22 protein-coding genes are annotated in these 22,569 nt (G+C 60.2%); 9 read left to right on the top strand and 13 right to left on the bottom strand.

The features are described 5' to 3' along the window. Positions 1 to 11 precede the first annotated feature (11 nt). Positions 12 to 1,466: a TrkH family potassium uptake protein gene (locus tag TU81_RS07100; protein WP_038979510.1), complete on the top strand. Its 1,455-nt coding sequence runs from the start codon at positions 12 to 14 to the stop codon at positions 1,464 to 1,466. On the opposite strand, the gene TU81_RS07095 is transcribed toward TU81_RS07100, so the two are convergent. Then, a complete protein-coding gene (locus tag TU81_RS07095; RefSeq protein ID WP_200889377.1) occupies positions 1,423 to 2,484 on the bottom strand; it encodes an AraC family transcriptional regulator in 1,062 nt (353 codons plus the stop codon). The genes TU81_RS07100 and TU81_RS07095 overlap by 44 nt on opposite strands. A gap of 158 nt (positions 2,485 to 2,642) precedes the next feature. Here TU81_RS07095 and TU81_RS07090 point away from each other — a divergent pair, with 158 nt between their 5' ends. Further along, positions 2,643 to 2,954: a DUF962 domain-containing protein gene (locus tag TU81_RS07090; RefSeq protein ID WP_048394249.1), complete on the top strand. Its 312-nt coding sequence runs from the start codon at positions 2,643 to 2,645 to the stop codon at positions 2,952 to 2,954. Positions 2,955 to 3,053: 99 nt separating this feature from the next. Then, entirely contained in the window at positions 3,054 to 3,644 is a 591-nt protein-coding gene (locus TU81_RS07085; RefSeq protein WP_038979505.1) for an HD domain-containing protein, read from the top strand. A 91-nt stretch (positions 3,645 to 3,735) separates the two neighbouring features. Here the strand turns inward: TU81_RS07085 and TU81_RS07080 are convergent, their stop codons facing one another. Beyond that, positions 3,736 to 4,551, bottom strand: coding sequence for a UDP-2,3-diacylglucosamine diphosphatase (locus TU81_RS07080; RefSeq protein ID WP_038979503.1), 816 nt, complete (start codon positions 4,549 to 4,551; stop codon positions 3,736 to 3,738). A 136-nt stretch (positions 4,552 to 4,687) separates the two neighbouring features. Here TU81_RS07080 and TU81_RS07075 point away from each other — a divergent pair, with 136 nt between their 5' ends. Together TU81_RS07075 and TU81_RS07070 are read left to right on the top strand one after the other, a co-directional pair. Further along, positions 4,688 to 5,446, top strand: coding sequence for a helix-turn-helix transcriptional regulator (locus TU81_RS07075; RefSeq protein ID WP_038979502.1), 759 nt, complete (start codon positions 4,688 to 4,690; stop codon positions 5,444 to 5,446). Positions 5,447 to 5,524: 78 nt separating this feature from the next. After that, positions 5,525 to 6,418: a DMT family transporter gene (locus tag TU81_RS07070; RefSeq protein ID WP_038979501.1), complete on the top strand. Its 894-nt coding sequence runs from the start codon at positions 5,525 to 5,527 to the stop codon at positions 6,416 to 6,418. On the opposite strand, the gene TU81_RS07065 is transcribed toward TU81_RS07070, so the two are convergent. The 4 genes from TU81_RS07065 to recQ all read right to left on the bottom strand — a co-directional run bounded on the left by TU81_RS07065 (position 6,412) and on the right by recQ (position 11,453). Further along, on the bottom strand, positions 6,412 to 6,699 hold the full coding sequence (locus tag TU81_RS07065; protein ID WP_038979500.1) for a SelT/SelW/SelH family protein: 288 nt from the start codon (positions 6,697 to 6,699) through the stop codon (positions 6,412 to 6,414). The genes TU81_RS07070 and TU81_RS07065 overlap by 7 nt on opposite strands. A 129-nt stretch (positions 6,700 to 6,828) precedes the next feature. Then, positions 6,829 to 8,640: a FimV/HubP family polar landmark protein gene (locus TU81_RS07060; RefSeq protein WP_048394248.1), complete on the bottom strand. Its 1,812-nt coding sequence runs from the start codon at positions 8,638 to 8,640 to the stop codon at positions 6,829 to 6,831. Positions 8,641 to 8,768: 128 nt separating this feature from the next. Continuing rightward, positions 8,769 to 9,203 (bottom strand): MarR family transcriptional regulator, encoded by a 435-nt coding sequence (locus tag TU81_RS07055; RefSeq protein ID WP_038979496.1) that lies wholly within the window; start codon positions 9,201 to 9,203, stop codon positions 8,769 to 8,771. 120 nt (positions 9,204 to 9,323) lie between these two features. Continuing rightward, on the bottom strand, positions 9,324 to 11,453 hold the full coding sequence (recQ, locus tag TU81_RS07050) for a DNA helicase RecQ (protein ID WP_038979494.1): 2,130 nt from the start codon (positions 11,451 to 11,453) through the stop codon (positions 9,324 to 9,326). Between the two features lie 387 nt (positions 11,454 to 11,840). On the opposite strand from recQ, the gene TU81_RS07045 reads away from it, so the two are divergent. The 4 genes from TU81_RS07045 (at position 11,841) to lapD (ending at position 15,774) form a co-directional block, all read left to right on the top strand. After that, a complete protein-coding gene (locus tag TU81_RS07045; RefSeq protein WP_038979493.1) occupies positions 11,841 to 12,428 on the top strand; it encodes a UPF0149 family protein in 588 nt (195 codons plus the stop codon). A 10-nt stretch (positions 12,429 to 12,438) separates the two neighbouring features. Further along, positions 12,439 to 12,834, top strand: a complete 396-nt coding sequence (locus tag TU81_RS07040; protein WP_038979492.1) for a YbaN family protein — start codon at positions 12,439 to 12,441, stop codon at positions 12,832 to 12,834. Between the two features lie 269 nt (positions 12,835 to 13,103). Continuing rightward, on the top strand, positions 13,104 to 13,811 hold the full coding sequence (gene lapG, locus TU81_RS07035) for a cysteine protease LapG (RefSeq protein WP_048394246.1): 708 nt from the start codon (positions 13,104 to 13,106) through the stop codon (positions 13,809 to 13,811). A 22-nt stretch (positions 13,812 to 13,833) separates the two neighbouring features. Further along, complete coding sequence (gene lapD, locus TU81_RS07030; protein ID WP_038979489.1) at positions 13,834 to 15,774, top strand: cyclic di-GMP receptor LapD; 1,941 nt, start codon at positions 13,834 to 13,836, stop codon at positions 15,772 to 15,774. Positions 15,775 to 15,865: 91 nt separating this feature from the next. Here lapD and TU81_RS07025 read toward each other — a convergent pair whose 3' ends face one another. The 7 genes from TU81_RS07025 to TU81_RS06995 form a co-directional block, all read right to left on the bottom strand. Beyond that, a complete protein-coding gene (locus TU81_RS07025; RefSeq protein WP_048394244.1) occupies positions 15,866 to 16,921 on the bottom strand; it encodes an AI-2E family transporter in 1,056 nt (351 codons plus the stop codon). An 82-nt stretch (positions 16,922 to 17,003) separates the two neighbouring features. Further along, positions 17,004 to 17,810, bottom strand: coding sequence for a DUF4892 domain-containing protein (locus tag TU81_RS07020; RefSeq protein WP_048394242.1), 807 nt, complete (start codon positions 17,808 to 17,810; stop codon positions 17,004 to 17,006). Between the two features lie 8 nt (positions 17,811 to 17,818). Beyond that, complete coding sequence (locus tag TU81_RS07015) at positions 17,819 to 18,478, bottom strand: glutathione S-transferase family protein (RefSeq protein WP_048394239.1); 660 nt, start codon at positions 18,476 to 18,478, stop codon at positions 17,819 to 17,821. A gap of 50 nt (positions 18,479 to 18,528) precedes the next feature. Further along, a complete protein-coding gene (locus TU81_RS07010) occupies positions 18,529 to 19,383 on the bottom strand; it encodes an alpha/beta hydrolase (protein ID WP_007899020.1) in 855 nt (284 codons plus the stop codon). Beyond that, positions 19,380 to 20,186, bottom strand: a complete 807-nt coding sequence (locus TU81_RS07005; protein ID WP_048394237.1) for an alpha/beta fold hydrolase — start codon at positions 20,184 to 20,186, stop codon at positions 19,380 to 19,382. The genes TU81_RS07010 and TU81_RS07005 overlap by 4 nt, the downstream gene beginning before the upstream one ends. Before the next feature lie 159 nt (positions 20,187 to 20,345). Next, positions 20,346 to 20,789 carry a hotdog fold thioesterase gene (locus tag TU81_RS07000; RefSeq protein ID WP_038979483.1) on the bottom strand — a complete coding sequence of 148 codons (444 nt, stop codon included), beginning with the start codon at positions 20,787 to 20,789 and terminating at the stop codon, positions 20,346 to 20,348. A gap of 32 nt (positions 20,790 to 20,821) precedes the next feature. Beyond that, the gene (locus TU81_RS06995; RefSeq protein WP_038979482.1) at positions 20,822 to 22,489 is read right to left on the bottom strand and encodes an AMP-binding protein; all 1,668 of its coding nucleotides are present in this window, start codon (positions 22,487 to 22,489) and stop codon (positions 20,822 to 20,824) included. Positions 22,490 to 22,569: the final 80 nt, after the last annotated feature.

Here is a 22,569-nt window from a genome sequence, read left to right as displayed (position 1 = left end):
GAGCGGACTTCATGGCGTTGCCGACCTTACGGATCATTGGTTTCATCATCGGCATCTTCCTGATCACGCTGGCCATCGCCATGATCGTGCCCATGGCCACACTGGTGATCTTCGAGCGTACCAGCGATCTGCCGTCGTTCCTCTGGGCGAGCATGATCACCTTTGTCGCCGGCCTGGCCCTGGTGATACCCGGGCGCCCCGAGCACATCCATCTGCGCCCGCGTGACATGTACCTGCTGACCGTCAGCAGCTGGCTGGTGGTGTGCATCTTCGCCGCCCTGCCGTTCCTGCTGACCCAGCACATCAGTTACACCGACTCGTTCTTCGAAAGCATGTCCGGCATCACCGCCACCGGCGCGACGGTGCTCAACGGCCTGGACAACATGTCTCCCGGGATCCTGATGTGGCGTTCATTGCTGCACTGGATCGGCGGCATCGGCTTTATCGGCATGGCGGTAGCGATTCTGCCACTGCTGCGCATCGGTGGCATGCGGCTGTTTCAGACCGAATCGTCGGACCGTTCCGAAAAAGTCATGCCCCGTTCGCACATGGTGGCGCGTTTGATCGTTGCGGCCTACGTCGGCATCACCATTATCGGCAGCCTGGCCTTCTGGTGGGCCGGGATGAGCCCGTTCGATGCAATCAATCACGCGATGTCGGCGATCTCCACCGGCGGCTTCTCCACCTCCGACAAATCTTTGGCCAAGTGGCCTGAGCCTGCGGTGCATTGGGTCGCCGTCGTCATCATGATTCTCGGTGCCCTGCCGTTCACCCTGTATGTCGCCACATTGCGCGGTAACCGTCGGGCGCTGATCAAGGATGAACAGGTTCAAGGCCTGCTCGGCATGTTGCTGGTGACCTGGCTGGTGCTCGGCACCTGGTATTGGTGGACTACCCAGTTGCATTGGCTGGAAGCCTTGCGGCATGTGGCGCTGAACGTGACGTCGGTGGTGACCACCACCGGTTTTGCACTGGGGGACTACAGCCTCTGGGGCAACTTCTCACTGATGCTGTTCTTTTATCTGGGGTTTATCGGCGGCTGCTCAGGCTCGACCGCTGGCGGGATCAAGATTTTCCGCTTCCAGGTTGCCTACATTCTGCTCAAGGCCAACCTTAACCAGTTGATTCACCCGCGCGCAGTGATCAAGCAGAAGTACAACGGCCACCGTCTCGACGAAGAGATCGTGCGCTCGATCCTGACCTTTTCGTTCTTCTTCGCCATCACCATTTGCGTTATTGCACTGCTGCTGTCGCTACTGGGCGTGGACTGGATGACCGCGCTTACCGGCGCGGCCGCCACGGTGTCCGGCGTCGGCCCGGGGCTTGGCGAAACGATCGGCCCGGCGGGTAACTTCGCCAGCCTGCCGGATGCCGCGAAATGGATTCTCTCGTTCGGCATGCTGCTGGGCCGGCTGGAGATCATTACGGTGTTTGTTCTGTGTATCCCGGCGTTCTGGCGTCACTAATCGGCATGGGCGCTTCCATCAGCCGCGTCCGATATTCGCCGGGGGTGGAATCGAACCAGCGTCGGAAGGCGCGGAAGAAGTTGCTCGGATCGGCAAACCCCAACAGGTAGGCAATTTCCAGCAAGGTCATGTTTGGTTGCGCCAGGTATTGCTCGGCGAGTTCACGTCGGGTGTCATCCAACAACGTCTGAAAACTCGTGCCCTCTTCCTGCAAACGACGCTGCAAGGTGCGTTGCGACAAATGCAGCGTCTGGGCCACCGCATCGCGTTTGGGTTCGCCCTGGGGCAGCAGACGGCATAACACCTGGCGCGCCTTGTGAGTCACGCGGGTCTCGGAAAATCGCGCCAGGTACTCGCCGGCAAACCGGTCATGTAACCGCGCCATGGCCTCGTTGGCGGTGGGCAGCGGCGTCTCCATGTCAGCGCGCTCGAAGATCAAGGCGTCATACGGCGCGTTGAACATCAACGGGGCATGGAAAGCTTGTTTATAAGGTTCGATATCAACGGGCTCATCGCCTTGCAGCAAGACTTTGCGCGGCTGGAGCGCGCGGCCGGTCAGCCAGCCGCAAAGTGCCAGGGCACAGGCCAATGATGCTTCGGCACTCTGTCGGGTCGGCGGCAGATGATCGCCATGCACCGTCAAGATCAGCGCATAACCCTCATCCAGCAATCGGAAACTCAAGTCGGCACTTTCGGCGATGATTCGCTGATAACGCACCAGACGTTGAAAGCCTTCAGCCAGGGTCTGGCTGGACATCAAGGCATAACCGGCGACATGGAAGGACGCCGGTCGCACCACCTTGCCCATGTTCAGGCCGATCGCCGGGTTGCCGGACAGCTCGACCGCGCGCTGCCAGAGCCGCGTCATGGAATCTTGCGGGAAGCGCGCATCCGGATCATCCAGTGCCGCATAGTCGAGCCCTAGCTGCTTGAACAGAACCCGGCAATCCAGGCCGTCCATTTCCAGTGCTTTGACAATCCCCATCGCCCAGCTTGCAGAAGTCGTTCGTTCGCTCATGGCGTTTACTACGTGATGGCCGCATGCCACGACCCAATACCCAAGGATACTAAAGTGGCGCCTATTGTCACTGGCTGATACCAATGATCACTCTAGACTCAAATAAGCTACCCGCAGAACAACTTGTCGCGTGCACAGTCACCACAGAGATCGCCGTCGTGGAAAACATCAAACGTTTCAACAGCTTCGCTGAGTTTTACCCGTATTACCTCAGCGAACATCGCAACAGCACCTGTCGACGATTGCACTTTGTCGGTACCTCCCTGGTTATTTTCATTCTGGCGCTGACCATCGGCAACGGCGCGTGGTGGATGTTGCTGGTCCTGCCGCTGGCCGGTTACAGCTTCGCCTGGGTCGGGCATTTCTTCTTCGAGAAGAATCGCCCTGCCACCTTCCAGCATCCTCTTTACAGCCTGCTCGGCGATTTCGTCATGTACCGCGACATGATTCGGGGTCGCGTGCCGTTCTAGGCTCCATTGGCCATAAAAGCGTCTTGTGCAGCCAATGCAGCGCTGGATCCAAGTCCTACACTCAACACATCCCTTTCGATCAGAACAAGAGGATAGCCGATGAATGCCCATGCCCGTTTTACTCACATGCAGGACGGCACGCAGGAAGACTGGGCGATCATCGCCGCAGATTTCAGCGCCTATGCCCGGCAATTACCCAAACGGATCGTGGCGCACCTGAAGTTACTGGAAGGGGATTTCGGCGGTTTCCCGGTGGATCGCCTGACCCACTCCCTGCAAACCGCCAGCCGCGCCTGGCGTGATGGTCGCGACGAAGAGTACGTGGTCTGCGCCCTGCTGCATGACATCGGCGACACACTGGGTTCCTACAATCACCCGGACATCGCGGCGGCGATCCTCAAGCCGTTCGTCAGCGCCGAGAACCTGTGGATGGTGGAGAAGCATGGGATTTTCCAGGGCTATTACTTCTTCCATCACCTGGGCATGGATCGGCATTTGCGCGAGCAATTCAGCGCTCATCCGCAGTATCAGGCGACCATCGAATTTTGTGCCCGGTACGATGCGGCGGCGTTTGATCCGGCGTACGACACGCTGCCGCTGAGCTTCTTCGAACCGATGGTGGAGCGGCTGTTTGCGCAGCCGAAGCATTCGATTTACAAGGCGGCGATGGAAGAACATTCGCCGGCCTAAGATCAAAAGATCGCAGCCTTCGGCAGCTCCTACAAGGAAACGCGATCCCCTGTAGGAGCTGCCGAAGGCTGCGATCTTTTGATTTTGTTTTTTATGCCGGCTCCGCGACCTTCACCGCCTTCAACTCAGCCTCTCGCGCCTGGGCATCGGCCAACCGATACAACTCGATCGACCCATCCCAATGCTCGATCAGCGCCGTGCACGACTCCACCCAATCCCCGCAATTGAGGTAATCCACCCCGCCGACCTTGCGAATCTCGGCATGGTGAATGTGCCCGCACACCACCCCGTGCAACTCGCGTTTGACGCATTCGTGGGCGATGGCTTCTTCAAAATCGCTGATGAAACTGACGGCGGTCTTGACCTTGTGCTTGAGGTACGCCGACAGCGACCAGTAGCCATAGCCATAACGGGCACGCCAATGGTTGAGCCAGCGGTTGAGCGTCAGGGTGAATTCATAGGCCGAATCGCCGAGAAACGCCAACCAGCGATGGTAACGGGTGATCACGTCGAACTGATCGCCGTGAATCACCAGCAAATGACGGCCATCGGCGGTCACATGCACGGCTTCATCCACCAACTGGATATTGCCCAACATCAGCTTCGAATAACGGCGCAGGAATTCGTCATGGTTGCCGGTGACGTAGATCACTTCTGTGCCGCGCTTGCTCATGGTCAGCAGACGACGAATCACATTGGTGTGCGCTTGCGGCCAATACATGCCGCTGCGCAGTTTCCAGCCGTCGATGATGTCGCCGACCAGGTAGATCTTGTCGGTGTGGTAGCCCTTGAGAAATTGCGACAGGTGTTCGGCCTGGCAGTCCCGGGTGCCCAAATGCACATCGGAAATCCACAAGGTCCGCACACGTTGCTTACGGCTGGGTTTGGCGAGCTCGGCGCTGGTCATGGGCAACCCTCAGGACAAGTTTTGGCAAGCTTGCGCCGGTCGGGTGAATTGCCCATGACAGTGGCAAGTCAGTCTTGTGACAGCGCGAGTCGGGCCGCACCCGGTGTAGACTGGCGACCTGCACAGGAGACCTGCGATGAGACCGATCCTCACGCTACGCCAGTACACCCACGACCTGATCGTCCACAGCCACGACCACGCGCAACTGGTGTTCGGGCTGTCGGGCGCGCTGGACTTCGAGGTCGAGGGGCATGGTAGTCAGGTGGTGCAGCAGAGTTTCGTGGTGGTGCCGTCGGGCGCGCATCATGCCTGCGACAGTGCTCGTGGCAGTCGTTGCCTGGTGCTGGATGTGCCGAGCGACCAGTGGGTTTCGCAGTCCCTTGGCGATCACGCCGAAGCCAGCCGCCGCTTGCTCGACAATGCCGGGCGCCTGTCGCTGGACGCCGGGCAAAGCCAACTGGTGAGTTGGCTGGCAGGCAGTCAGATCAGTGATCCGCTGATCGCCCAGCAAGGCGCGGTGCTGTTGCTCGCCAGCCTGAACAATGCCAAACCCGACAGTGTGGGCGGTCGGCGTCTGCCTTATGCGGCACTGAATGCGCACATCGATCAATACGCGGCCTATCCGCTGCAAGTCGCCGATCTGGCGCGCATTGCCGGCTTGTCCAGCGCTCGGTTGCACGCACGGTTCGTGGCGGAATGCGGGCAAACGCCGATGGACTACATTCGCAGTCGTCGGCTGCACATTGCCGTGAGCCTGTTGCGCGATTCGGCGTTGCCCATTGGCGAGATCGCCTGTCGGGTCGGTTACAGCTCGCAGAGTGCGTTCGCCGCGGCCGTGTTGCGCGAGTTCGGTGCCTCACCCGGTAAATTGCGCCGCGAGGCTGGCGACAAATGACGCGAGTCTGGCGACAGACATAATCGGCTCAGCACGATTCAATGTAGGACATTTGTTCGTTTGTCGTTAAGGATTGCAATGACTCCCCGTACCGCCCTTGGCGCTCTGCATATCGGCGCACTGATGTTCGGCCTGACTGGCGTATTCGGCAAACTCGCCGCCGCCTCGCCGGCCATCATCGTGTTCGGCCGTGCCGCGTTTGCCGTCCTCGCATTGACGTTTTTCGCACGGTTCGCCAGCAATACCCGTTGGCAGAAACTCGACGCCGCGGACCTGCGCCGCCTGCTGCTCAGCGGCTTGCTGCTGACCGGGCACTGGGTGAGTTTCTTCATCGCGGTGAAGGTGGCGGGGGTGGCGATCGCGACCCTGGGTTTTGCCAGTTTCCCGGCGTTTACCGTGATCCTCGAAGGGCTGATCTTCCGCGAGCGCATCCGCGCCAATGAAATCCTGTTGGTGGTGCTGGTCAGCATTGGATTGGTGCTGGTCACACCGGACTTCGATCTGGCCAGCGGCGCCACCACCGGCCTGTTGTGGGCGGTGGCTTCCGGCTTGCTGTTCGCCCTGCTGTCTCTGACCAACCGCGCCAGCTCCGGACGAATTCCGCCGGTGCAGGCTGCCCTGTGTCAGAACGTGGTGGTTGCGATCTGCCTGATGCCGGTGGCGGTGCCGCAGTTGAGCGAAGTGCGCGCCATCGACTGGCTGTGGATCGGCCTGCTCGGGGTGTTCTGCACCGGCGTCGCCCACAGCCTGTTCGTCGCCAGCCTGGCGGTGATCAAAGCCCGGACCGCGTCAGTGGTGTTTGCTCTGGAACCGGTTTACGGCATCACCCTGGCCTGGCTGCTGTTCGATGAAAACCCGACGCTGCGCATGCTGATCGGCGGCGCGCTGATCATCGTGGCCATCGTGGTTTCCAGCCGGTTGTCCGGCAGCTCAAGCAAGAACGCAGTGGCGGCGCAAGCCCCGTCTCACTGAGTGCGGTCGTTGTGGCCCAGGTCGCGGTCCGGATCGATCTGATCGCGGACCCGCTGCTTGAGCACCTTGGCCTCGGGAAAACCACCGTCGGCCTTGCGCTCCCAGAGCTGCACCTCATCACAGAAAATGTGAAAAACCCCGCCGGTGCCGGGCACCAGAGACACTTTGCCCAGGTCATCGCCGAAGGTGCTGAGCAGTTCCTGGGCCAGCCAGGCGGCGCGCAACAGCCATTGGCATTGCGTGCAATAGGTGATGACGATTTCCGGTTTACGTGCGGTCATGAATGGTAAAACTCCTGTGGCCCTTGATCCTGTAGGAGCGAGGCTTGCCCGCGAAGAACGATAATGCAGTTATTCTGATAAACCGCGCCGTCTGATTCGCGGGCAAGCCTCGCTCCTACAGGAAAGGGTTTATCGAATACCGGCCAACAGCGTCCGGGCTGTCTCTTTGAGCGGTTCGTCGCCCTCCTTGAGTAACTCGTTGAGCAGCTCGATGGCGCTGTCCAGATCGCCGTCGTCGATGCAGGTCTGGGCCTGTTCGAGTTTGCCCGCGCTGCTCGGCCCGGCCGGCTCAAGATCCATCAATTCGGCATTCAGCGGCTCAATCTCCAGCGGTTGGCCGGGATCGCTGAATTCGTCGAGAAAGGTCTCGTCCAGAGATTGAGCGTCAGGTTCGGCGATCCATTCAAGCTCGGGCTCGTCCAGTGTCGGTTCCTCGGGCATCTCGAAAACATCGGGCAACACATGCAGATTCGAGGTGAACCCGGGGTCGTCTGCCTGCGCTGACTCATTCGACGGTTTAGCGCTGGATGACGAGTTTTCGAAGGGGCTGATCAGGTCCCAATTCGAATCCATCGACAGGTCATCGAGGTTCAACTGGAACTCATCGCTCGGTGCCGCTTCAGGGATTGCAGGCGTGAGCGGCGCCACTGCCACGGTGGCGACCACCGGTGCGGCGCTGATCAGTTTCGGATGGCGGGCGCGGATGTCCTGAAGTTGCTGTGCATCGAACCCGGCGTCTCGCAGGCTGCTTTCCTGCGCGTCATAAGCTTGTGCGTCGCCCTGTTTACCGAGGACTTCCAACAGTTGCACGGCCAGATCGGTGCGCTGGGGCTCCCTGACCAACGCATCTCGCAACAAACCGGCCGCCTCGGACAAACGGCCATACGCCAGATAGATACCCACCCCTTCCAGCACGTCGCCTGCGGGAGTCTCTTCGGCCGATCCGGCTAGCGGTTGCGGCCGGGACGTCGGCCTGATCGGTTCTGCTGTGCGGTCAAGCACCGGTTCATGACGCGACGGCAGCACGGGTAGCGGCTCGGACTGGACCTGAGCCTGAGCCTCCTGTCGTTGACGGCGAATGAATACTGCGAGCAATACCAACGCCACCAGTGCCAGCAACCCGATGATCAGCAGCCACGGAGTCGGTTCAGACTCCTCTACTACAACGGGCACCGGTGCCGTCACCTGGGGAGCGACCGGCTCTACCGATGCCTGTTTGACTTCCGCCAATTGGGTTTGCAACTCGATGACCTGCTTTTTCTGCCCGGCGATCTGCTCGTCCTGAGCCTGAAGCTTCGAATTGAGTTCATCGATGGTCTTTTGCAACTGTTGGTTCTGTAGCACGCTGGCGGCCAGTTGTTCGGCAACAGCATCATTCGCGGGCGCAGCAGCGGGTTTTTCGACATCAGGCTTGGGCGCCGCCGCCTTCGCAGCAGGTGGCGGTGCAACAGCCGGTTCGACAGACGGGAACGCGGAAGACTGAGGGCGCGGCTCGGGCTCGTCGTTGACGGGAACAATTCCCGGCGAACCCGGCGGATCGATCAGCACTGTGTACTCGTGCAGCAAACGCCCGTTGGGCTGATTGAGCTGCACCAGAAAATTCAGGAAGGGTTCCTTGACCGGTTTGCTGGAAGTCACCCGGATCAGGCTGCGGTTGCCCCGCAGGATCGGTGTGAACTTCAGGTCGTTAAGGAAGAACACCCGCTCGACGCCGGCGCGGCTGAATTCGTCCGCCGTCGCCAGGCTGACCGATAGCTCGCCCTCTTCCAGACCACCGGCGTCCACCAGGGCGATGTCGGCATTGAACGGCTGATTCAACGCCGAATGCTGGGTGATCTCACCCAAACCGAGCGCAGGGGCCAATGCCGAGTAAGTGACAGCACCACCGACCAGTAGCAACCTGCCGCAACACCGCAATACAACGTGCCAACTCTCGAGCATGAGCATCCCTTAGATAACCAGAACCAACCTGTACGTGTTCGCACATCCGGTACGAACACGATATTGCCTAGTAGTTCTTTATAGTCTGCCCAACGGGGTATCTCAAAAGTCCGGCGCGTGGTTGTGCCTCAAGATTTTTCCAGGTTGGCCAGGATGTGCCCGTGGACGCGCATGCAGACCTTCAAATCCGCCTCATCAACGCCTTCGAACAGTTCGTGGCGCAATTGAGTGGCAATGGTTTCAATTTGTTCGATCAAGGGCCGGGCCGGGGCACAGAGGACGATTTTTTTCGCCCGACGGTCTTCCAGCACGGATTGGCGCTGCACCAGGCCCTGACTTTCCAGGCTGTCGAGCAGCCGAGCCAAGGTGGGCCCTTCGACGCCGACGCTTTGCGCCAGTTCGCGTTGGGTGGGGGCATTCTCGAAACGCGCCAAGTGCAGCAGCACCAGCCAGCGCGCCTGGGACAGACCCAGGCCAGCCAGTCGGCGGTCCAGTTCGGCACGCCAGCCACGAGACATCTGGGCCAGTTGCATGCCAAAGCGGTGTTGATCGGTTAACGGCATAAAACACTCATGGTTAGACTGAAAATAGAGAAAAACTAATTATTAGTCAGCTAAGCATGACCTTTGGCTATAGGCAAGGTTTGCTCTGTACTGAATTGTTACATCTGGGCCGCAGGTCATTCAGACTTCGAATTCCGACTGCAGGGCGGCACGAACGCAATACAAAACACCTTCTGGAACTCTCCCCGCGAACAGCGCAGCAATTTCTGACACGGGCGGCAGTTCGCCTTCGCCGTCGAGGAAAGCGTCCTGGACTTCACCCATCAATTCTTCGGGCAGGTCCAGCGCTTGTTCAAGCGACAACTGCTGCTTGCCAATCGCCTCGGCGAGCATCGCGTAGACGTTCTTTTCCGAGCATTGCAACTGACCGGCGATCTGCAACGGTGTCATGCCGGCCCGAGCCAGAGTGATCAACTCGTGGCGCACATCGGCCACCACTTTCGGCGCCTCGACTTGACCGCCGAGCACTTCGAGGAAGGCCTCGCCGTAACGCTCCAGCTTGCGCGCGCCGACACCGCTGACCGTGGCCATTTCCGCCAGAGAAGTCGGCTGGCTGCGGAGCATTTCCAGCAGGGTCGAGTCGGGGAAGATGACGTACGGCGGCACGCCATGCTCTTCGGCGAGTTTGCGACGCAGGGCACGCAAGGCTTCCCACTGTTCGCGTTCTTCGCCGCGAACCAGTTGGCTGGCCGGGCTCTTGCTGGCGGTCTTGGCTGTGATTTGTGGCTTGAGATCGCGGCGCAACTCCAGGGTCACTTCGCCCTTGAGCAGCGGTCGGCAGGTGTCGCTCAGGCGCAGGCCGCCGTAGCCTTCGAGGTCGATGTCCGCCAGACCACGGGCAACAAGCTGTCGGAACAAGGAGCGCCATTCGCTCTCCCCCATCGCTTTGCCTACGCCGTATACCGACAAATGCTGATGGCCGAAGCTGCGAACCTTTTCGTTGTCCTTGCCCAGCAACACGTCAACCAGATGACCGACGCCATAACGCTGACCGGTGCGGTAGATCGCCGACAGCGCCTGACGGGCCGGCTCGGTGGCGTCCCAGGTTTGCACGCCGTCGACGCAGTTGTCGCAGTGGCCGCAGGGCTCGGGCATGTCTTCGTCGAAGTACGCGAGCAGGGTCTGGCGGCGGCAGCGGGTTTCTTCGCAGAGCGAGAGCATGGCGTCGAGCTTGTGCTGCTCCAGACGCTTGTGGCGCTCGTCGCCTTCGGAGTTTTGCAGCATCTGCTTGAGCATCACCACGTCTTGCAGGCCGTACGCCATCCAGGCATCCGCCGGCAGGCCGTCACGCCCGCCGCGACCGGTTTCCTGGTAGTAGGCCTCAAGGGACTTCGGCAAATCCAGGTGCGCGACAAAACGTACGTTAGGTTTGTCGATGCCCATGCCGAACGCCACGGTGGCAACCATGATCAGGCCTTCCTCGTTGAGGAAGCGCTTCTGGTGATGGGCCCGCGTGTCGTTGGGCAGACCGGCATGGTATGGCAGCGCCGGGAAACCTTGCTCGCTAAGGAACACCGCTACTTCATCAACCTTTTTGCGCGACAGGCAGTAAACGATACCGGCATCGCTGCGCCGCTCGGCGAGGAACGCCAGCAGCTGCTTGCGCGGCTGTTCCTTGGGCACGATGCGATAGAAAATATTGGGGCGGTCGAAACTCGAGAGGAAGCGCTCGGCATCCTGCAAATGCAGACGATCGACGATTTCTTCCCGGGTGCGCTTGTCGGCCGTTGCGGTCAGGGCAATGCGCGGGACGTTGGGAAACAGTTCCGCCAACTGGCCCAGTTGCAGGTATTCCCGACGGAAGTCGTGGCCCCATTGGGACACACAGTGCGCTTCGTCGATGGCGAACAAGGCGATTTCAAGGCTTTGCAGGAAGGCCAGCATGCGCGGCTGAACCAGGCGCTCGGGCGCCAGGTAGAGCATTTTCACCTCGCCGCGCTTGATCCGTGCCGCCAGATCACGCTGTTGCTCAGCGCTCAACGTGGAGTTCAACGCCGCCGCGGCGACGCCCAGCTCTTCGAGGGTGGCGACCTGATCGTCCATCAGCGCGATCAGCGGCGACACCACCACCGCCAGGCCTTCGCGCAACAACGCCGGCACCTGGAAGCACAAGGACTTGCCGCCACCGGTAGGCATCAGCACCAGGGCGTCGCCGCCACTGGCCACGCGCTCAATGATTGCACCCTGACGGCCACGGAAACTGTCGTAGCCGAAGATGTCCTTGAGGACGCGTTGAGCCTGTTCGAGCATAAAAACTCCAAAAATCACCGAAACATCCCTGCAAGGCTGGTTCAGAATCATGAAAGCTGCACCGACAAATCGTAAGTGCACATTGCATGACGCTGCACATTTCAGCCGTGACGCCAGCAGGGCATCACAAAACGCGCGAGTATACCCGACGCCTGTCCCACAAAGGACGCCGCTCGCCGATCCTCTGTAGGAGCTGCCGAAGGCTGCGATCTTTTGATCTTGATTTCGGCGAGGCTGCAATTGTTGAAGATCAAAAGATCGCAGCCTTCGGCAGCTCCTACGGGGGAAGGCAGTGCGCCTAGGGGCAAATATGCCGCGCGGCTGGCCTGAGCGCTCAAGAAGGCCTAGAATTCCCGCATCGTATATTCTCCCCAAGGTAGCCCTTTAATGTCCTTCGCTGAGCAACTAACCCGCCTGCAAGTCTTCCTCGACGCCGACGAGCTGCATGACGAGGCGCTGGACTACGTGGCCGCCCACGGCTACCTGACTGCGCTGTCGATCTGTTCCGAGAGCGTTCCCGACCGTGAATGGATCGACGCACTCTTCGCCGAAGAGCCGCATTACGCCGACGACACCGAGCGTGAAGCGATCGAATCCACCCTGCTGCTGCTCAAGGCGCACATCGCTCGCCAACTGGCGTCCGACGAAGAGTTCGAGCTGCCGTGCGACCTCGACCTGGGCGAAGAGCCGGATGACTCCGACCTGCGCGGCTGGTGCATCGGTTTCATGGAAGGCGTATTCCTGCGCGAAGCCGCCTGGTTCGAAACCGCCGAAGATGAAGTCAGCGAAATGCTGCTGCCGATCATGGTCGGTTCCGGTCTGTTCGACGAACAGCCAGAGTTCGAAGACATCGCCAAAGACGCCAACCTGATGGACGACATGATCGTGCAGATCCCGGAAGCCCTGACCGCGCTGTACCTGCTGTGCCAGGCGCCAGACGAAAAACCGGCGATTCTCAAGCCACGTCACCATTAAGGTTTTGCCTATGGACAACCCCATAGGCAACCGCCCCCTGATGTTGCGCTACGTGCTGCTGGCCATCGGCTGGCTAAGCGTAGCGCTGGGGGTGATCGGGATTTTCCTGCCGGTGCTGCCCACCACACCGTTCCTGCTGCTGGCGGCCGCCTGTTTCGCCCGCAGCTCTCCGCGTTTCTATCAGTGGCTGGTTGAACATCCACGGCTTGGGCCGTGGGTTCGCGACTATCTGAGTGGCAACGGCATTCCACTCAAGGGCAAGGTCTATGCGATCGGCATCATGTGGGCGAGCATTTTGCTGTCCTGCTACCTGGTGCCCCTGCCGTGGGCGCGCGGGTTCATGCTGACCAGTGCAGTGCTGGTGACGGTTTATATCCTCAAGCAGAAAACCCTGCATAAACCCTGATCCCCATCTGTGGCCCGGGGCTTTTGCGGTGAGGGAGCTTTTGTGGCGAGGGGGCTTGCCCCCGTTCGGCTGCGCAGCAGTCGCCAACCAATCAATGCGGTGTGTCAGGATAAGATGGGTTGGCGGTTCTGGGGCTGCTTCGCAACCCAACGGGGGCAAGCCCCCTCGCCACAAAAGCAGTCCTGCAATCCCCCCTTCGTCCGACGACCTGCCCTTCCTCGCTGAAAACACCGCCTAGACTTCAGACATCTGCACCCGAGCAGCCAGACATGTCCCGCAGTCCGCGTAGTCCAGGATGGTCAACGCTCCGACTTCGGTTCGGCGGATGGCTGCTGCTGACGAGTTTTCTGCTGGCAGGGATGGGCAGCGTCTGGGCCGACTGGGACTTTGCGCAGATTCTGCAAACGGCCGAAAAACGTTACGGCCCCCTTGGGCTGGCCCGGGGAAGGATCGAGGCCTGGACTCAAATGCTGCAAAGCGAACTCAACGCGCCCGAGCGCGAACAACTGAATGCAGTCAATCGCTTCTTCAATCAACAACTGAGCTTTCAGGACGACACGCGTATCTGGCGTCAGACCGATTACTGGGCCACGCCCGTCGAATCCTTGATCAAGGGCGCCGCCGACTGCGAGGACTACGCCCTGGCGAAATATTTCAGCCTGCGACACCTCGGAATTCCCAGCGAGAAACTGCGCATCACCTACGTCAAGGCCCTGACCCAGAACCAGGCGCACATGGTGTTGACCTTCTACAGCAGCCCCACGGCCGATCCGCTGGTGCTGGACAACCTGATCGGCGAGATCCGTCCCGCTTCCCAACGCAAAGACCTGTTGCCGGTGTACGCCTTTAACGCCGAAGGCCTGTATTTGCCGGGAGCCAATGGTGGCAAACGCAGCAGCGACTCGAAAAAACTGTCGCGCTGGCAAGACGTGTTGAAAAAGATGCAATTTGAAGGGTTCGCCGTGGGCGAAGGCTAGCCGTTACTGCAAGGAGCGTTTTATGTCACTGCGCAAACAGTTGTTCCTCGCCATTTGCCTGTTTTTGCTGGTGGCCTTCGGCGGCAGTTTTTTTGTCAGCCTGGAAAGCTCTCGCGAACAGATGCTTGGCCAATTGCGCTCCCACGCCCAGGACGCCGCCACGGCGCTGGGCTTGTCATTGACTGCGCAGATCGATGACCCGGCGATGATCGAATTGATGGTCAGCTCGATTTTCGACAGTGGTTATTTCAGCAGCATTCGGGTCGTCAATATTGTGGATGAACGGGTGCTGGTGGAACGCAGCACACCGGCGCAAATCGAGGGTGTTCCCGGCTGGTTCATCAGCCTGGTGAACCTGCGCCCACAGGGTGGCGATGCACTGATCATGCGTGGCTGGGAGCAAGCGGCTCGGGTCGAAGTGCTAAGCAATCCGCAATTCGCCCTGGCCAAACTCTGGGATAGTACCCTCGGCAGTCTGATCTGGTTGTTGATTTGCGGACTGCTCAGCGCCGTGTTTGGTGGCTGGCTGTTGCGCCGGCAATTGCGCCCGCTCGACAAGATGGTCAAACAGGCTGAAGCCATCAGCAAGCGCGAGTTCCGCAGTTTGCCGAAACTGCCGCGCACCCCGGAGCTCAAACGCGTGGTGCTGGCTATGAACCAGATGGTGGAAAAACTCAAGGCGCTGTTCGAAGAAGAGGCCGCGCGCAGCGAAAAACTGCGGTCCGATTCTTATCAGGACAGTCTTACGGGTTTAGCCAACCGGCGTTTGCTGGATGAGCAACTGGCCGACCAACTACTGGTTTCCGAGCAAAGCTGCGACGGCCATTTGCTCATGCTGCGGATCAATGACCTGATCGGCCTAAACCAACGTCTGGGCGGCCAGCGCACCGATACCCTGATTGGCGCCGTCGGCGAACTGCTCAAACGCCTGACGCAACCACCGGAACGTCGAACCTGGCTCGCGGCGCGCAATCGGGGTGGCGAATTCAGCTTGCTGACCCCGGGCCTGGACCATAAGGACGCCGTACGCCTGGCTTCCGAAATCAGCGCCACCCTGGAAAACCTGCGCCTGACCGGTGCCAGCGACTGCATGCCGGTGGCGCACTTGGGCGTCGTCGCCTACTCCCCCGGCGAACCGGCGAACGATGTGCTGCTGCGCCTGGATCAAGCGCTGACCCAGGCCCGCCAGCACCCCGAGCGGCCGTGGATACACTTGGCCTATTCCGATACCGCACCGAACCAGACCCAACACGACTGGCGCAGCTGGATCGACGATGCACTGACCGAGGGCAAGATGCAGCTGTATTTTCAACCGGTGGTGCAATGCGCCGATACCAGCCAGGTGTTGCATCACAAAGTCCTCGCCCGTCTGCTCGACCCGCAAGGCGAGGCGATTGCCGCCGGGCATTTCCTGCCGTGGATCGAGCGCCTTGGCTGGTCGGCACGGTTCGACCTGGCGATGCTGGAAACCACCCTGGAATACCTCGCCGCCAACCGTTGGCCGCTCGCGCTGAGCCTGTCCGGCAGCACTCTGCGCGATCAGACCCAGCTGAAACTGATCTGCGACATACTTGAATCACTGCCGGAGCTGGCGCCGCTGCTGACCCTGGAAATCGACGAACGCCAACTGCCGCCCCCCGAAGAGTTGCAACGCCTGAGCCATAGCCTGCTCAACACCGGTTATCGCATCGGTTTGCAGCACTTCGGCGGCAACTTCAGCCAGATTGGCAACCTGACGCAACTGGGGCTGGCTTACCTGAAAATCGACGGAGCCTACATTCGGGGTATCAATGAACAGACTGACAAGCGCCTGTTCATCGAAGCGATTTTCCGGGCGACCAACAGTATTGATTTGCCGTTGATTGCCGAGATGGTGGAGACGCAGGGGGAGTTGGAAGCGATTCGGGAGTTGGGGTTGTTTGGGGTGATGGGAAGACTGATTGGGCCGCCGGAGCCGATGTGACAATCAAAAAGATCAAAAGATCGCAGCCTGCGGCAGCTCCTACGCCAACCGCATTGGCCCGGATATACGCGATCACGCTCCCCACCGCTTTTCAGGGCCGGCGATCCTCGACCCGAGCCTGACTCTTGCTCCAATCAGTCAGCAGGCTGTAAGCCACGGCCAACAATGTCGGGCCGATGAACAGACCGATAAACCCAAATGCAATCAACCCGCCAAACACCCCGAGCAGCACAATCACCAACGGCAAATTCCCGCCCCGACTGATCAGGTACGGCTTAAGCACGTTGTCGACCCCGCTGATGATGAACGCCCCCCAAATCCCGAGGAACACCGCCATCCCGTACTCGCCCTTCCAGGCCAACCACGCCGTGGCCGGAATCCACACCAACGGCGGCCCCATCGGAATCAGGCTCAGCAAAAATGTCACAACCCCCAGCACCAGCGCCCCCGGCACGCTGGCAATCAGGAAGCCGATCAACGCCAGCACTGCCTGAGCCGCCGCGGTGCCGATCACGCCGTTGACCACGCGCTGCACGGTGCCCGCCACCAATTCGATGTAATAGCCGGCGCGGTCACCGATCAGCCGTTCCAGCAACCCATGAACAAACACCGCCAACCGCGGCCCGTCCCGGTAGAAAAAGAACACAAAGACAATACTCAGCGTCAGCTCAAGGATGCCACCGCCGATCTGTGCACTGCGCGCCAGCAACCAGTTACCGACCTGCCCCAGATAAGGCTTGATCGCCAGCATCATCGCCGCGCCTTGCTGATCGATGCTGTTCCAGATCCCCACCAACCGCTCGCCGACCAAGGGAATACCCCCCAGCCAGATCGGTGCTTCAGGCAGACCGTCGACTTGCACATCCTTGATGAACGCAGTGGCATCGCGTACATGATCCGCCAGGTTGAAGCCCAGCCACACCAGCGGTGCTGCCACCAGTAACATCCAGGTCAGCGTCAGTAACAGCGCCGCCAGGGATTCACGACCATTGAGCCAACGGGTCAACAAACGCATCAGCGGCCAACTGGCAAACGCCAGCACCGCGCCCCAGAACAGCGCCGACCAGAACGGCGCCATCACCCAAAAGCTCGCGCCAAACAGCACCAGGAGCAGAATCTGCACCAACAGCCGATCGTTATTGAGCATGTATGATCCTGAAAAAAGTCAGCCGAAAAAGTCAGTCAGCAAAGAGTAGGCGAACACGCGGAACACGTTCGCCCAATGAAGCTTATCGCAACAGTTCGAAGTGCAGGCCAGAGCCTTCGACGTTGCCGGTTTCCATCCGTGCCGACCGCACGCCCTGGCCGATCAATGCCTGACGCCAGGCTTCGGCATTGGGCCCCGAAACATTGACGCGCAACGTGGTGTCCAGGTTCAGGCCTCGGGAAATCAAACGCAGCCAGGTGTCGTCAGGGTCGCCGCCGAGTTTGGGGAAGTCGAGTTTCCCAGTGCTTTTTAGCTGTCGCAGCAAGGTCGCGGACGTTGGCACCAGATCGCCCAATGGTGCAGCAGCGTCGAACTGCTCGACGTGCAGATAGGCTTTGCGATTGCCGCGAGTGATGCTGTAAAGCGCCACCAGTGTGTTGTCTTGAGGGGCTGCCAGACGCAGCAGCAAATAAGCCTGCTGATTATCGGCGCCATACAGCTTGGCGTTGCCGAAGACTTCATTGGCCCACAGGCTGCTTTCGCCACAATCCCGGGCCTGGCACCAGAACAGCAACTCGGCGCCCTGTTTCTGCAAGGCTTCGCGAGCGGTAGTGAAGGCGTCGGTAGAGGAATGCTCCGGTGGCAATTCGTAGGTCACCGAGGTGGTTTGACCCCGAGCAGTGACCTGACCGTCGAAACGCAGCTGGCCGCTGATCTTGCGGATCGAACCCAACGGATATATCCGCTCGAGCTCGACAGCCGGGCGATAGTCGACGATCTGCGCATCGGCCATACGCGGCACGATCGGCAGGTCCTGGCTGCCAGGGACATCAGCGGCAAATAAAAGAGGACTGAAACAACACAGCGCCAGCAGAGTGAGTGAACGCATGGATAGACTCATCGAATCAGCATGGCCTGGGCACCCTTGATGACACTGTCGTCATCGATGCGCTCGGGCACCAATAAACCGCGTTGAACCGCAGGGCGCGTTTCCATGGTCGCCATCCAGCGCTGCAAGGCTGACAAACCATCCACCGCGACACCGGACCATTCATGGCCACGAACCCACGGATAAGTGGCGATGTCGGCAATGCTGTACTCGCCCGCCAGAAACTCTACGGCTTGCAGACGCGTGTCGAGCACTTCATACAAGCGCCGGGTTTCGTGTTGATAACGGTCGATGGCGCCCTGGAGTTTTTCCGGGAAATAGCGGAAAAACACGTTGGCCTGGCCCTGCATCGGCCCGATTCCGCCCATCTGGAACATCAGCCACTGCAACACCACCGAGCGCCCCTTGGGGTCTTGGGGCAGCAGTTTGCCGGTCATCTCGGCGAGGTAAATCAGAATCGCGCCGGACTCGAACACGGCGAAATCGCCATTGGCACGGTCGACAATCGCCGGAATCCGCCCATTGGGATTGATCTTGAGGAAGTCCGGGGACTTCTGTTCCTTTTTGTCGAAACTCAAGGCATGCACTGTATAGGGCAGGCCGAGTTCCTCGAGCACGATAGAGACCTTGTGGCCATTCGGGGTCGCAGCGGTGTACAGATCTATCATGGTTGTCTCCCATTTCAACCCGCCCAGCCTCGACAGTTGCCGGGCGCAAGTCAAGGAACGGCGAAGAACCGATTGAAACAGTCTGCGACAAGGTCGGCACCGGGTTCGTCATTCAGGTGCAAATGATGGCCGCCAGGCAACTGTTCACGGCTAAAGGGTAGACGTTCCAGCAACTCAGGATGTTTGGCGAGCATGCCGTCAGCCGCGACCACCAGGTGTGCCGGGCAACTGACGCGCTGGACGAAGGCCATCGCCTGTTCAGTGGTCAGACGTAGCGGTGATGGAAGGGTCAGGCGGTTGTCGGTGCGCCAGGTATAGCCGCCCGGCACCGGCATCAAGCCGCGCTGGGCCAGCAGTTCGGCGGCTTCGCGACTGACCGCCACCAAGCCTTTCATTCGTGCTTCGATGGCGCGATCGAGAGTGTTGTAGACCGGTTTGCGTTTTTCCCGCAGATCCAGCTGCGCTTGCAGGGCCATGCCCATGCGTTCGGCGGCGTTTTCGCCTTTGTCTGTAGGAGGAATGATGCCGTCGATCAAGGCCAGATGAGTCACCCGCTCCGGCAACGACCCGGCCAGCACCAGCGAGACAATCGCCCCCAGGGAATGCCCCAGCAGCGCAAAACGTTTCCACCCCAACTGCTCGGCCACTTGCAGCACGTCGTGCGCGTAGTCCCACAGCGCGTAACCGGCGCCATTCGGCCGATGCCCCGAGTGACCATGCCCGGCCATGTCCAGCGCGATGATGCGCAAACCCTTGAGCTTCGGTGCCAACCGGGCAAAGCTGTTGGCGTTGTCCAGCCAGCCGTGCAAGGCAATCACTGGCAAGCCATCTTCAGGCCCGAACAAGTGCGCCGCCAACTCGATATGCGGCAGGCTCAGGCGAACTTCTTCGACGACGCTGTTCATGCGCAATCCTGTTGGCTGCGACCGTCCCAGCGACTGAACAGATTCTTCAGCAGCGTGGCCGTGTCTTGTGGACGTTCGAGGGGAAACATATGGCCGCCGGGAATGGTCAAGGACTCGCCCAAAGGCATACGCCCGACGGATCGGGCGTGATGGCGCATCACCACGCGGCTCTTGTGCCCGCGAACCACCGCCAGCGGCACTTTCAACTGCCGTGCGCGGCCGGGGCTGGTGTGGGGCACACCGCGGTAGATGCTGATTTCCGTGGCCGGGTCAAAACGCAGCCGTAGCTTGCCACCGACATTGTGCAAACCATGTTGAAGATAGGCCTCGAAGCATTCCGGATCGAAGCCACGAAACAGGGTTTTACCGGCGAAATACAATCGGGCTGCGTCCAGATCGGCAAACTCTTCCCGTCGTCCCAACGTGCGGCCGGCCGGGGTCAAGCGATCGATGAACCCGAAGCGCTTGGCGGCACGGATCACCCATTGATCGGCGCGGGTCAGCACCGGTGAATCGAGCATCACCACGCCGCGATACAGCTCAGGGCAACGCAAGGCGGCGTGCAGGTGCAGCACGCCGCCGAAGGAGTGACCGACGCCCCAAACCGGTTCCGGTTGCTGCTTTAGGTGATGAATCAGCTCATCCACCAGATTGTTCCAGTTGTCGTCGGCTGGAAAGCGCGGGTCATGGGCGTGCTGCTCCAGATGCGTCACCTGATACTCGGGCGCCAGCGCCGCGAACAACTTGCCGTAGGTCCCCGAAGGAAAGCCATTGGCGTGGGCGAAAAATATCTGTTGCGACATACCTGCAAATCCATGAGCGAGAACGGGGGTTGATTGTCCGTAAGACCGTGTCCTACAGCAATGACCATAACTGCCAGGAATGGTGGTAGGAGATGTCGCAAAGATCAAAAGATCGCAGGGTAGGAGCTGCCGAAGGCTGCGATCTTTTGATCTTCTAAATCATCGCGCCGGTGGATTCTCCCCCACCGGCACCACTGCCATGGTCAGCCGCGACACGCAACTGGCCTTCCCTTCATCACTGCTCAAACGGATATCCCAGACATGGGTCGTGCGCCCGATGTGAATCGCCTTGGCCACCGCCGTCACCCGCCCACTGCGCAGGCCGCGCAAATGGTTGGCGTTGATTTCCAGGCCCACGCAATAAAATTTGCTGGCGTCGATGCACAGGAAACTAGCCATCGAGCCGACGGTTTCGGCCAGCACCACCGAGGCGCCGCCGTGCAGCAAACCATAGGGCTGGTGTGTGCGGTGGTCGATGACCATGCTCGCGGTCAGGGACTCGTCATCGAAGGCTTCGAAGCGAATATCCAGCACTTCGCCGATGGTGTTTTTCTGGATTGCGTTCAACTGCTCGACGTTGGGAGTGGTGCGCCACAGACTCATCGTTACGTTCCTTTGTTGGAGTTGTTCGTGGCTCAATCCTGCCACAGCACCGCCTCGCTGCGCTCGCTCCATTCTGCAAACCGAGCACCGTAAGCCGCTTCGATCATGTTGCGCTTGATCTTCAGGGTCGGTGTCAGGAAGCCGTTCTCCACTGCCCAACTGTCCTTGACCACCACCAATCGACGCAAGCGCTCATGCCTGTCGAGAACGCCGTTGACCTCCTCCAGCAGTTTTTCCAGGCTTGAATGCAAACCCGCCCGGGCCGATCCCTTCGCGTCCTGCTGACCGACCGCCGACAACACGCACAACCCCAGTGGTGCGCTCAGCCCATCGCCAACCACGCACACTTGTTCGATCCGCGTATGCACCGCCAGGCGATTTTCAATCGGTGCCGGGGCAACGTATTTGCCTTTGCTGGTTTTGAAGATTTCCTTCAATCGCCCGGTCAGGCGCAGGTTGCCTTCGGCGTCTTCCTCGCCCTTGTCACCGGTGCGCAGGAAACCGTCTTCGGTGATGGCTTCGGCGGTTTTCCCGGGTTCCTTGAAATAGCCGAGCATGGTCGCGCCGCTGCGCACCAGTACTTCACCAGACGGTTCGATGCACACTTCGACTTCCGGACATGGCTTACCGATCCAGCCGGGTTTGTTCTGACCCGGCAGGCCGATGTGGGAATAACCGCAACTTTCGGTCATGCCGTACACCTCCAGCACATCCAGCCCCAGTTTTTGGTACCAGAGCAGCAAGGTCTGTGGCACGGGCGCAGCGCCGGACAAGGCGATGCGCAAGGCGTCCAGCCCCAGCCCGGCGAGGACTTTGTGCCCTACCCGTTTGCCGATGAAGGGCAAGCCGAGCAGGAAGTCGAGGCGCTTTTCCGGGATTTTGCTGTAGACGCCCATCTGGAATTTGGTCCAGATCCGCGGCACACCGAACAGCGCCGTCGGCCGGGCACGCTGCAAATCGTTGAGAAAGGTGTCGAGGCTCTCGGCAAAAAAAACTGTTTGCCCGGTGTAGATCGACGCCAACTCGACGAACATCCGCTCGGCGACGTGGCACAGCGGCAGGTAGGAAAGCAGGCGATCCGACTCATTCAGGCCGAATAACTGCGTGCCGCGAGTGGTGGCAAAGCCCAAGGTGCCGAAACTGTGCATCACGCCTTTCGGTTGGCCCGTGGTGCCGGAGGTGTAAATGATGGTCGCCAATTGATCGGCGGCGGGTTTGGGGTCGTCCTGAATCGGCGAACTGCGCTGCAGATCGGCCCAGCTGAAATCGAAAGTGCCAGCCGGGCACAGCGGCAGGCTGATGGTCGGCAGGTCGGATCTGACCCCGGCGGACATGCCCGGCCAGTCATCCAGCTTGCCAATGAACACCAGCGCGGCTTCGGAGTGATCGAGCACCTGGGCCACGGAATCGGCGGTCAGATTGGGATACAGCGGCACCGAGACATGCCCGGCCATCCAGATCGCCAGGTCGGCGATGATCCAGTGGGCGCAGTTTTTCGAGATCAGCGCGATGTGGCTGCCTTGTGGCAATTCGCGAGCCCGCAACCAGTGGGCGGCACAGCGCGCCTGATGGCCGACGTCGGCCCAGGTCAGCGTCTCGACCTGGCCGCCCCCCGTCGGCTGAACCAGAAAGCGCTGGCGGGGATGACGGGCTTCACGCTCGTAGAAGGCGTCCAATGGCAAACGGGAAGCAGCAGACATGCGACTTGCTCCTTTATTTTTTGTCTGGAGCAAGCGTAGTCAACCAAGCAAGTGCTTGGTTGACTATTTCACACAAAAAA

It is taken from the genome of Pseudomonas lini, from assembly GCF_001042905.1.
GTDB classification, from domain to species: domain Bacteria; phylum Pseudomonadota; class Gammaproteobacteria; order Pseudomonadales; family Pseudomonadaceae; genus Aquipseudomonas; species Aquipseudomonas lini.
This window is presented reverse-complemented; position numbering and strand designations above follow the sequence as displayed.

Excerpts from the sequence above, each read along its gene's own strand:
- TU81_RS07100 (WP_038979510.1), top strand. The coding sequence starts at position 12 with ATGGCGTTGCCGACCTTACGGATCATTGGTTTCATCATCGGCATCTTC.
- TU81_RS07095 (WP_200889377.1), bottom strand. The coding sequence starts at position 2,484 with ATGAGCGAACGAACGACTTCTGCAAGCTGGGCGATGGGGATTGTCAAA.
- TU81_RS07085 (WP_038979505.1), top strand. The coding sequence starts at position 3,054 with ATGAATGCCCATGCCCGTTTTACTCACATGCAGGACGGCACGCAGGAA.
- TU81_RS07080 (WP_038979503.1), bottom strand. The coding sequence starts at position 4,551 with ATGACCAGCGCCGAGCTCGCCAAACCCAGCCGTAAGCAACGTGTGCGG.
- TU81_RS07075 (WP_038979502.1), top strand. The coding sequence starts at position 4,688 with ATGAGACCGATCCTCACGCTACGCCAGTACACCCACGACCTGATCGTC.
- TU81_RS07070 (WP_038979501.1), top strand. The coding sequence starts at position 5,525 with ATGACTCCCCGTACCGCCCTTGGCGCTCTGCATATCGGCGCACTGATG.
- TU81_RS07065 (WP_038979500.1), bottom strand. The coding sequence starts at position 6,699 with ATGACCGCACGTAAACCGGAAATCGTCATCACCTATTGCACGCAATGC.
- TU81_RS07060 (WP_048394248.1), bottom strand. The coding sequence starts at position 8,640 with ATGCTCGAGAGTTGGCACGTTGTATTGCGGTGTTGCGGCAGGTTGCTA.
- TU81_RS07055 (WP_038979496.1), bottom strand. The coding sequence starts at position 9,203 with ATGCCGTTAACCGATCAACACCGCTTTGGCATGCAACTGGCCCAGATG.
- recQ (WP_038979494.1), bottom strand. The coding sequence starts at position 11,453 with ATGCTCGAACAGGCTCAACGCGTCCTCAAGGACATCTTCGGCTACGAC.
- TU81_RS07045 (WP_038979493.1), top strand. The coding sequence starts at position 11,841 with ATGTCCTTCGCTGAGCAACTAACCCGCCTGCAAGTCTTCCTCGACGCC.
- TU81_RS07040 (WP_038979492.1), top strand. The coding sequence starts at position 12,439 with ATGGACAACCCCATAGGCAACCGCCCCCTGATGTTGCGCTACGTGCTG.
- lapG (WP_048394246.1), top strand. The coding sequence starts at position 13,104 with ATGTCCCGCAGTCCGCGTAGTCCAGGATGGTCAACGCTCCGACTTCGG.
- lapD (WP_038979489.1), top strand. The coding sequence starts at position 13,834 with ATGTCACTGCGCAAACAGTTGTTCCTCGCCATTTGCCTGTTTTTGCTG.
- TU81_RS07025 (WP_048394244.1), bottom strand. The coding sequence starts at position 16,921 with ATGCTCAATAACGATCGGCTGTTGGTGCAGATTCTGCTCCTGGTGCTG.
- TU81_RS07020 (WP_048394242.1), bottom strand. The coding sequence starts at position 17,810 with ATGCGTTCACTCACTCTGCTGGCGCTGTGTTGTTTCAGTCCTCTTTTA.
- TU81_RS07015 (WP_048394239.1), bottom strand. The coding sequence starts at position 18,478 with ATGATAGATCTGTACACCGCTGCGACCCCGAATGGCCACAAGGTCTCT.
- TU81_RS07010 (WP_007899020.1), bottom strand. The coding sequence starts at position 19,383 with ATGAACAGCGTCGTCGAAGAAGTTCGCCTGAGCCTGCCGCATATCGAG.
- TU81_RS07005 (WP_048394237.1), bottom strand. The coding sequence starts at position 20,186 with ATGTCGCAACAGATATTTTTCGCCCACGCCAATGGCTTTCCTTCGGGG.
- TU81_RS07000 (WP_038979483.1), bottom strand. The coding sequence starts at position 20,789 with ATGAGTCTGTGGCGCACCACTCCCAACGTCGAGCAGTTGAACGCAATC.
- TU81_RS06995 (WP_038979482.1), bottom strand. The coding sequence starts at position 22,489 with ATGTCTGCTGCTTCCCGTTTGCCATTGGACGCCTTCTACGAGCGTGAA.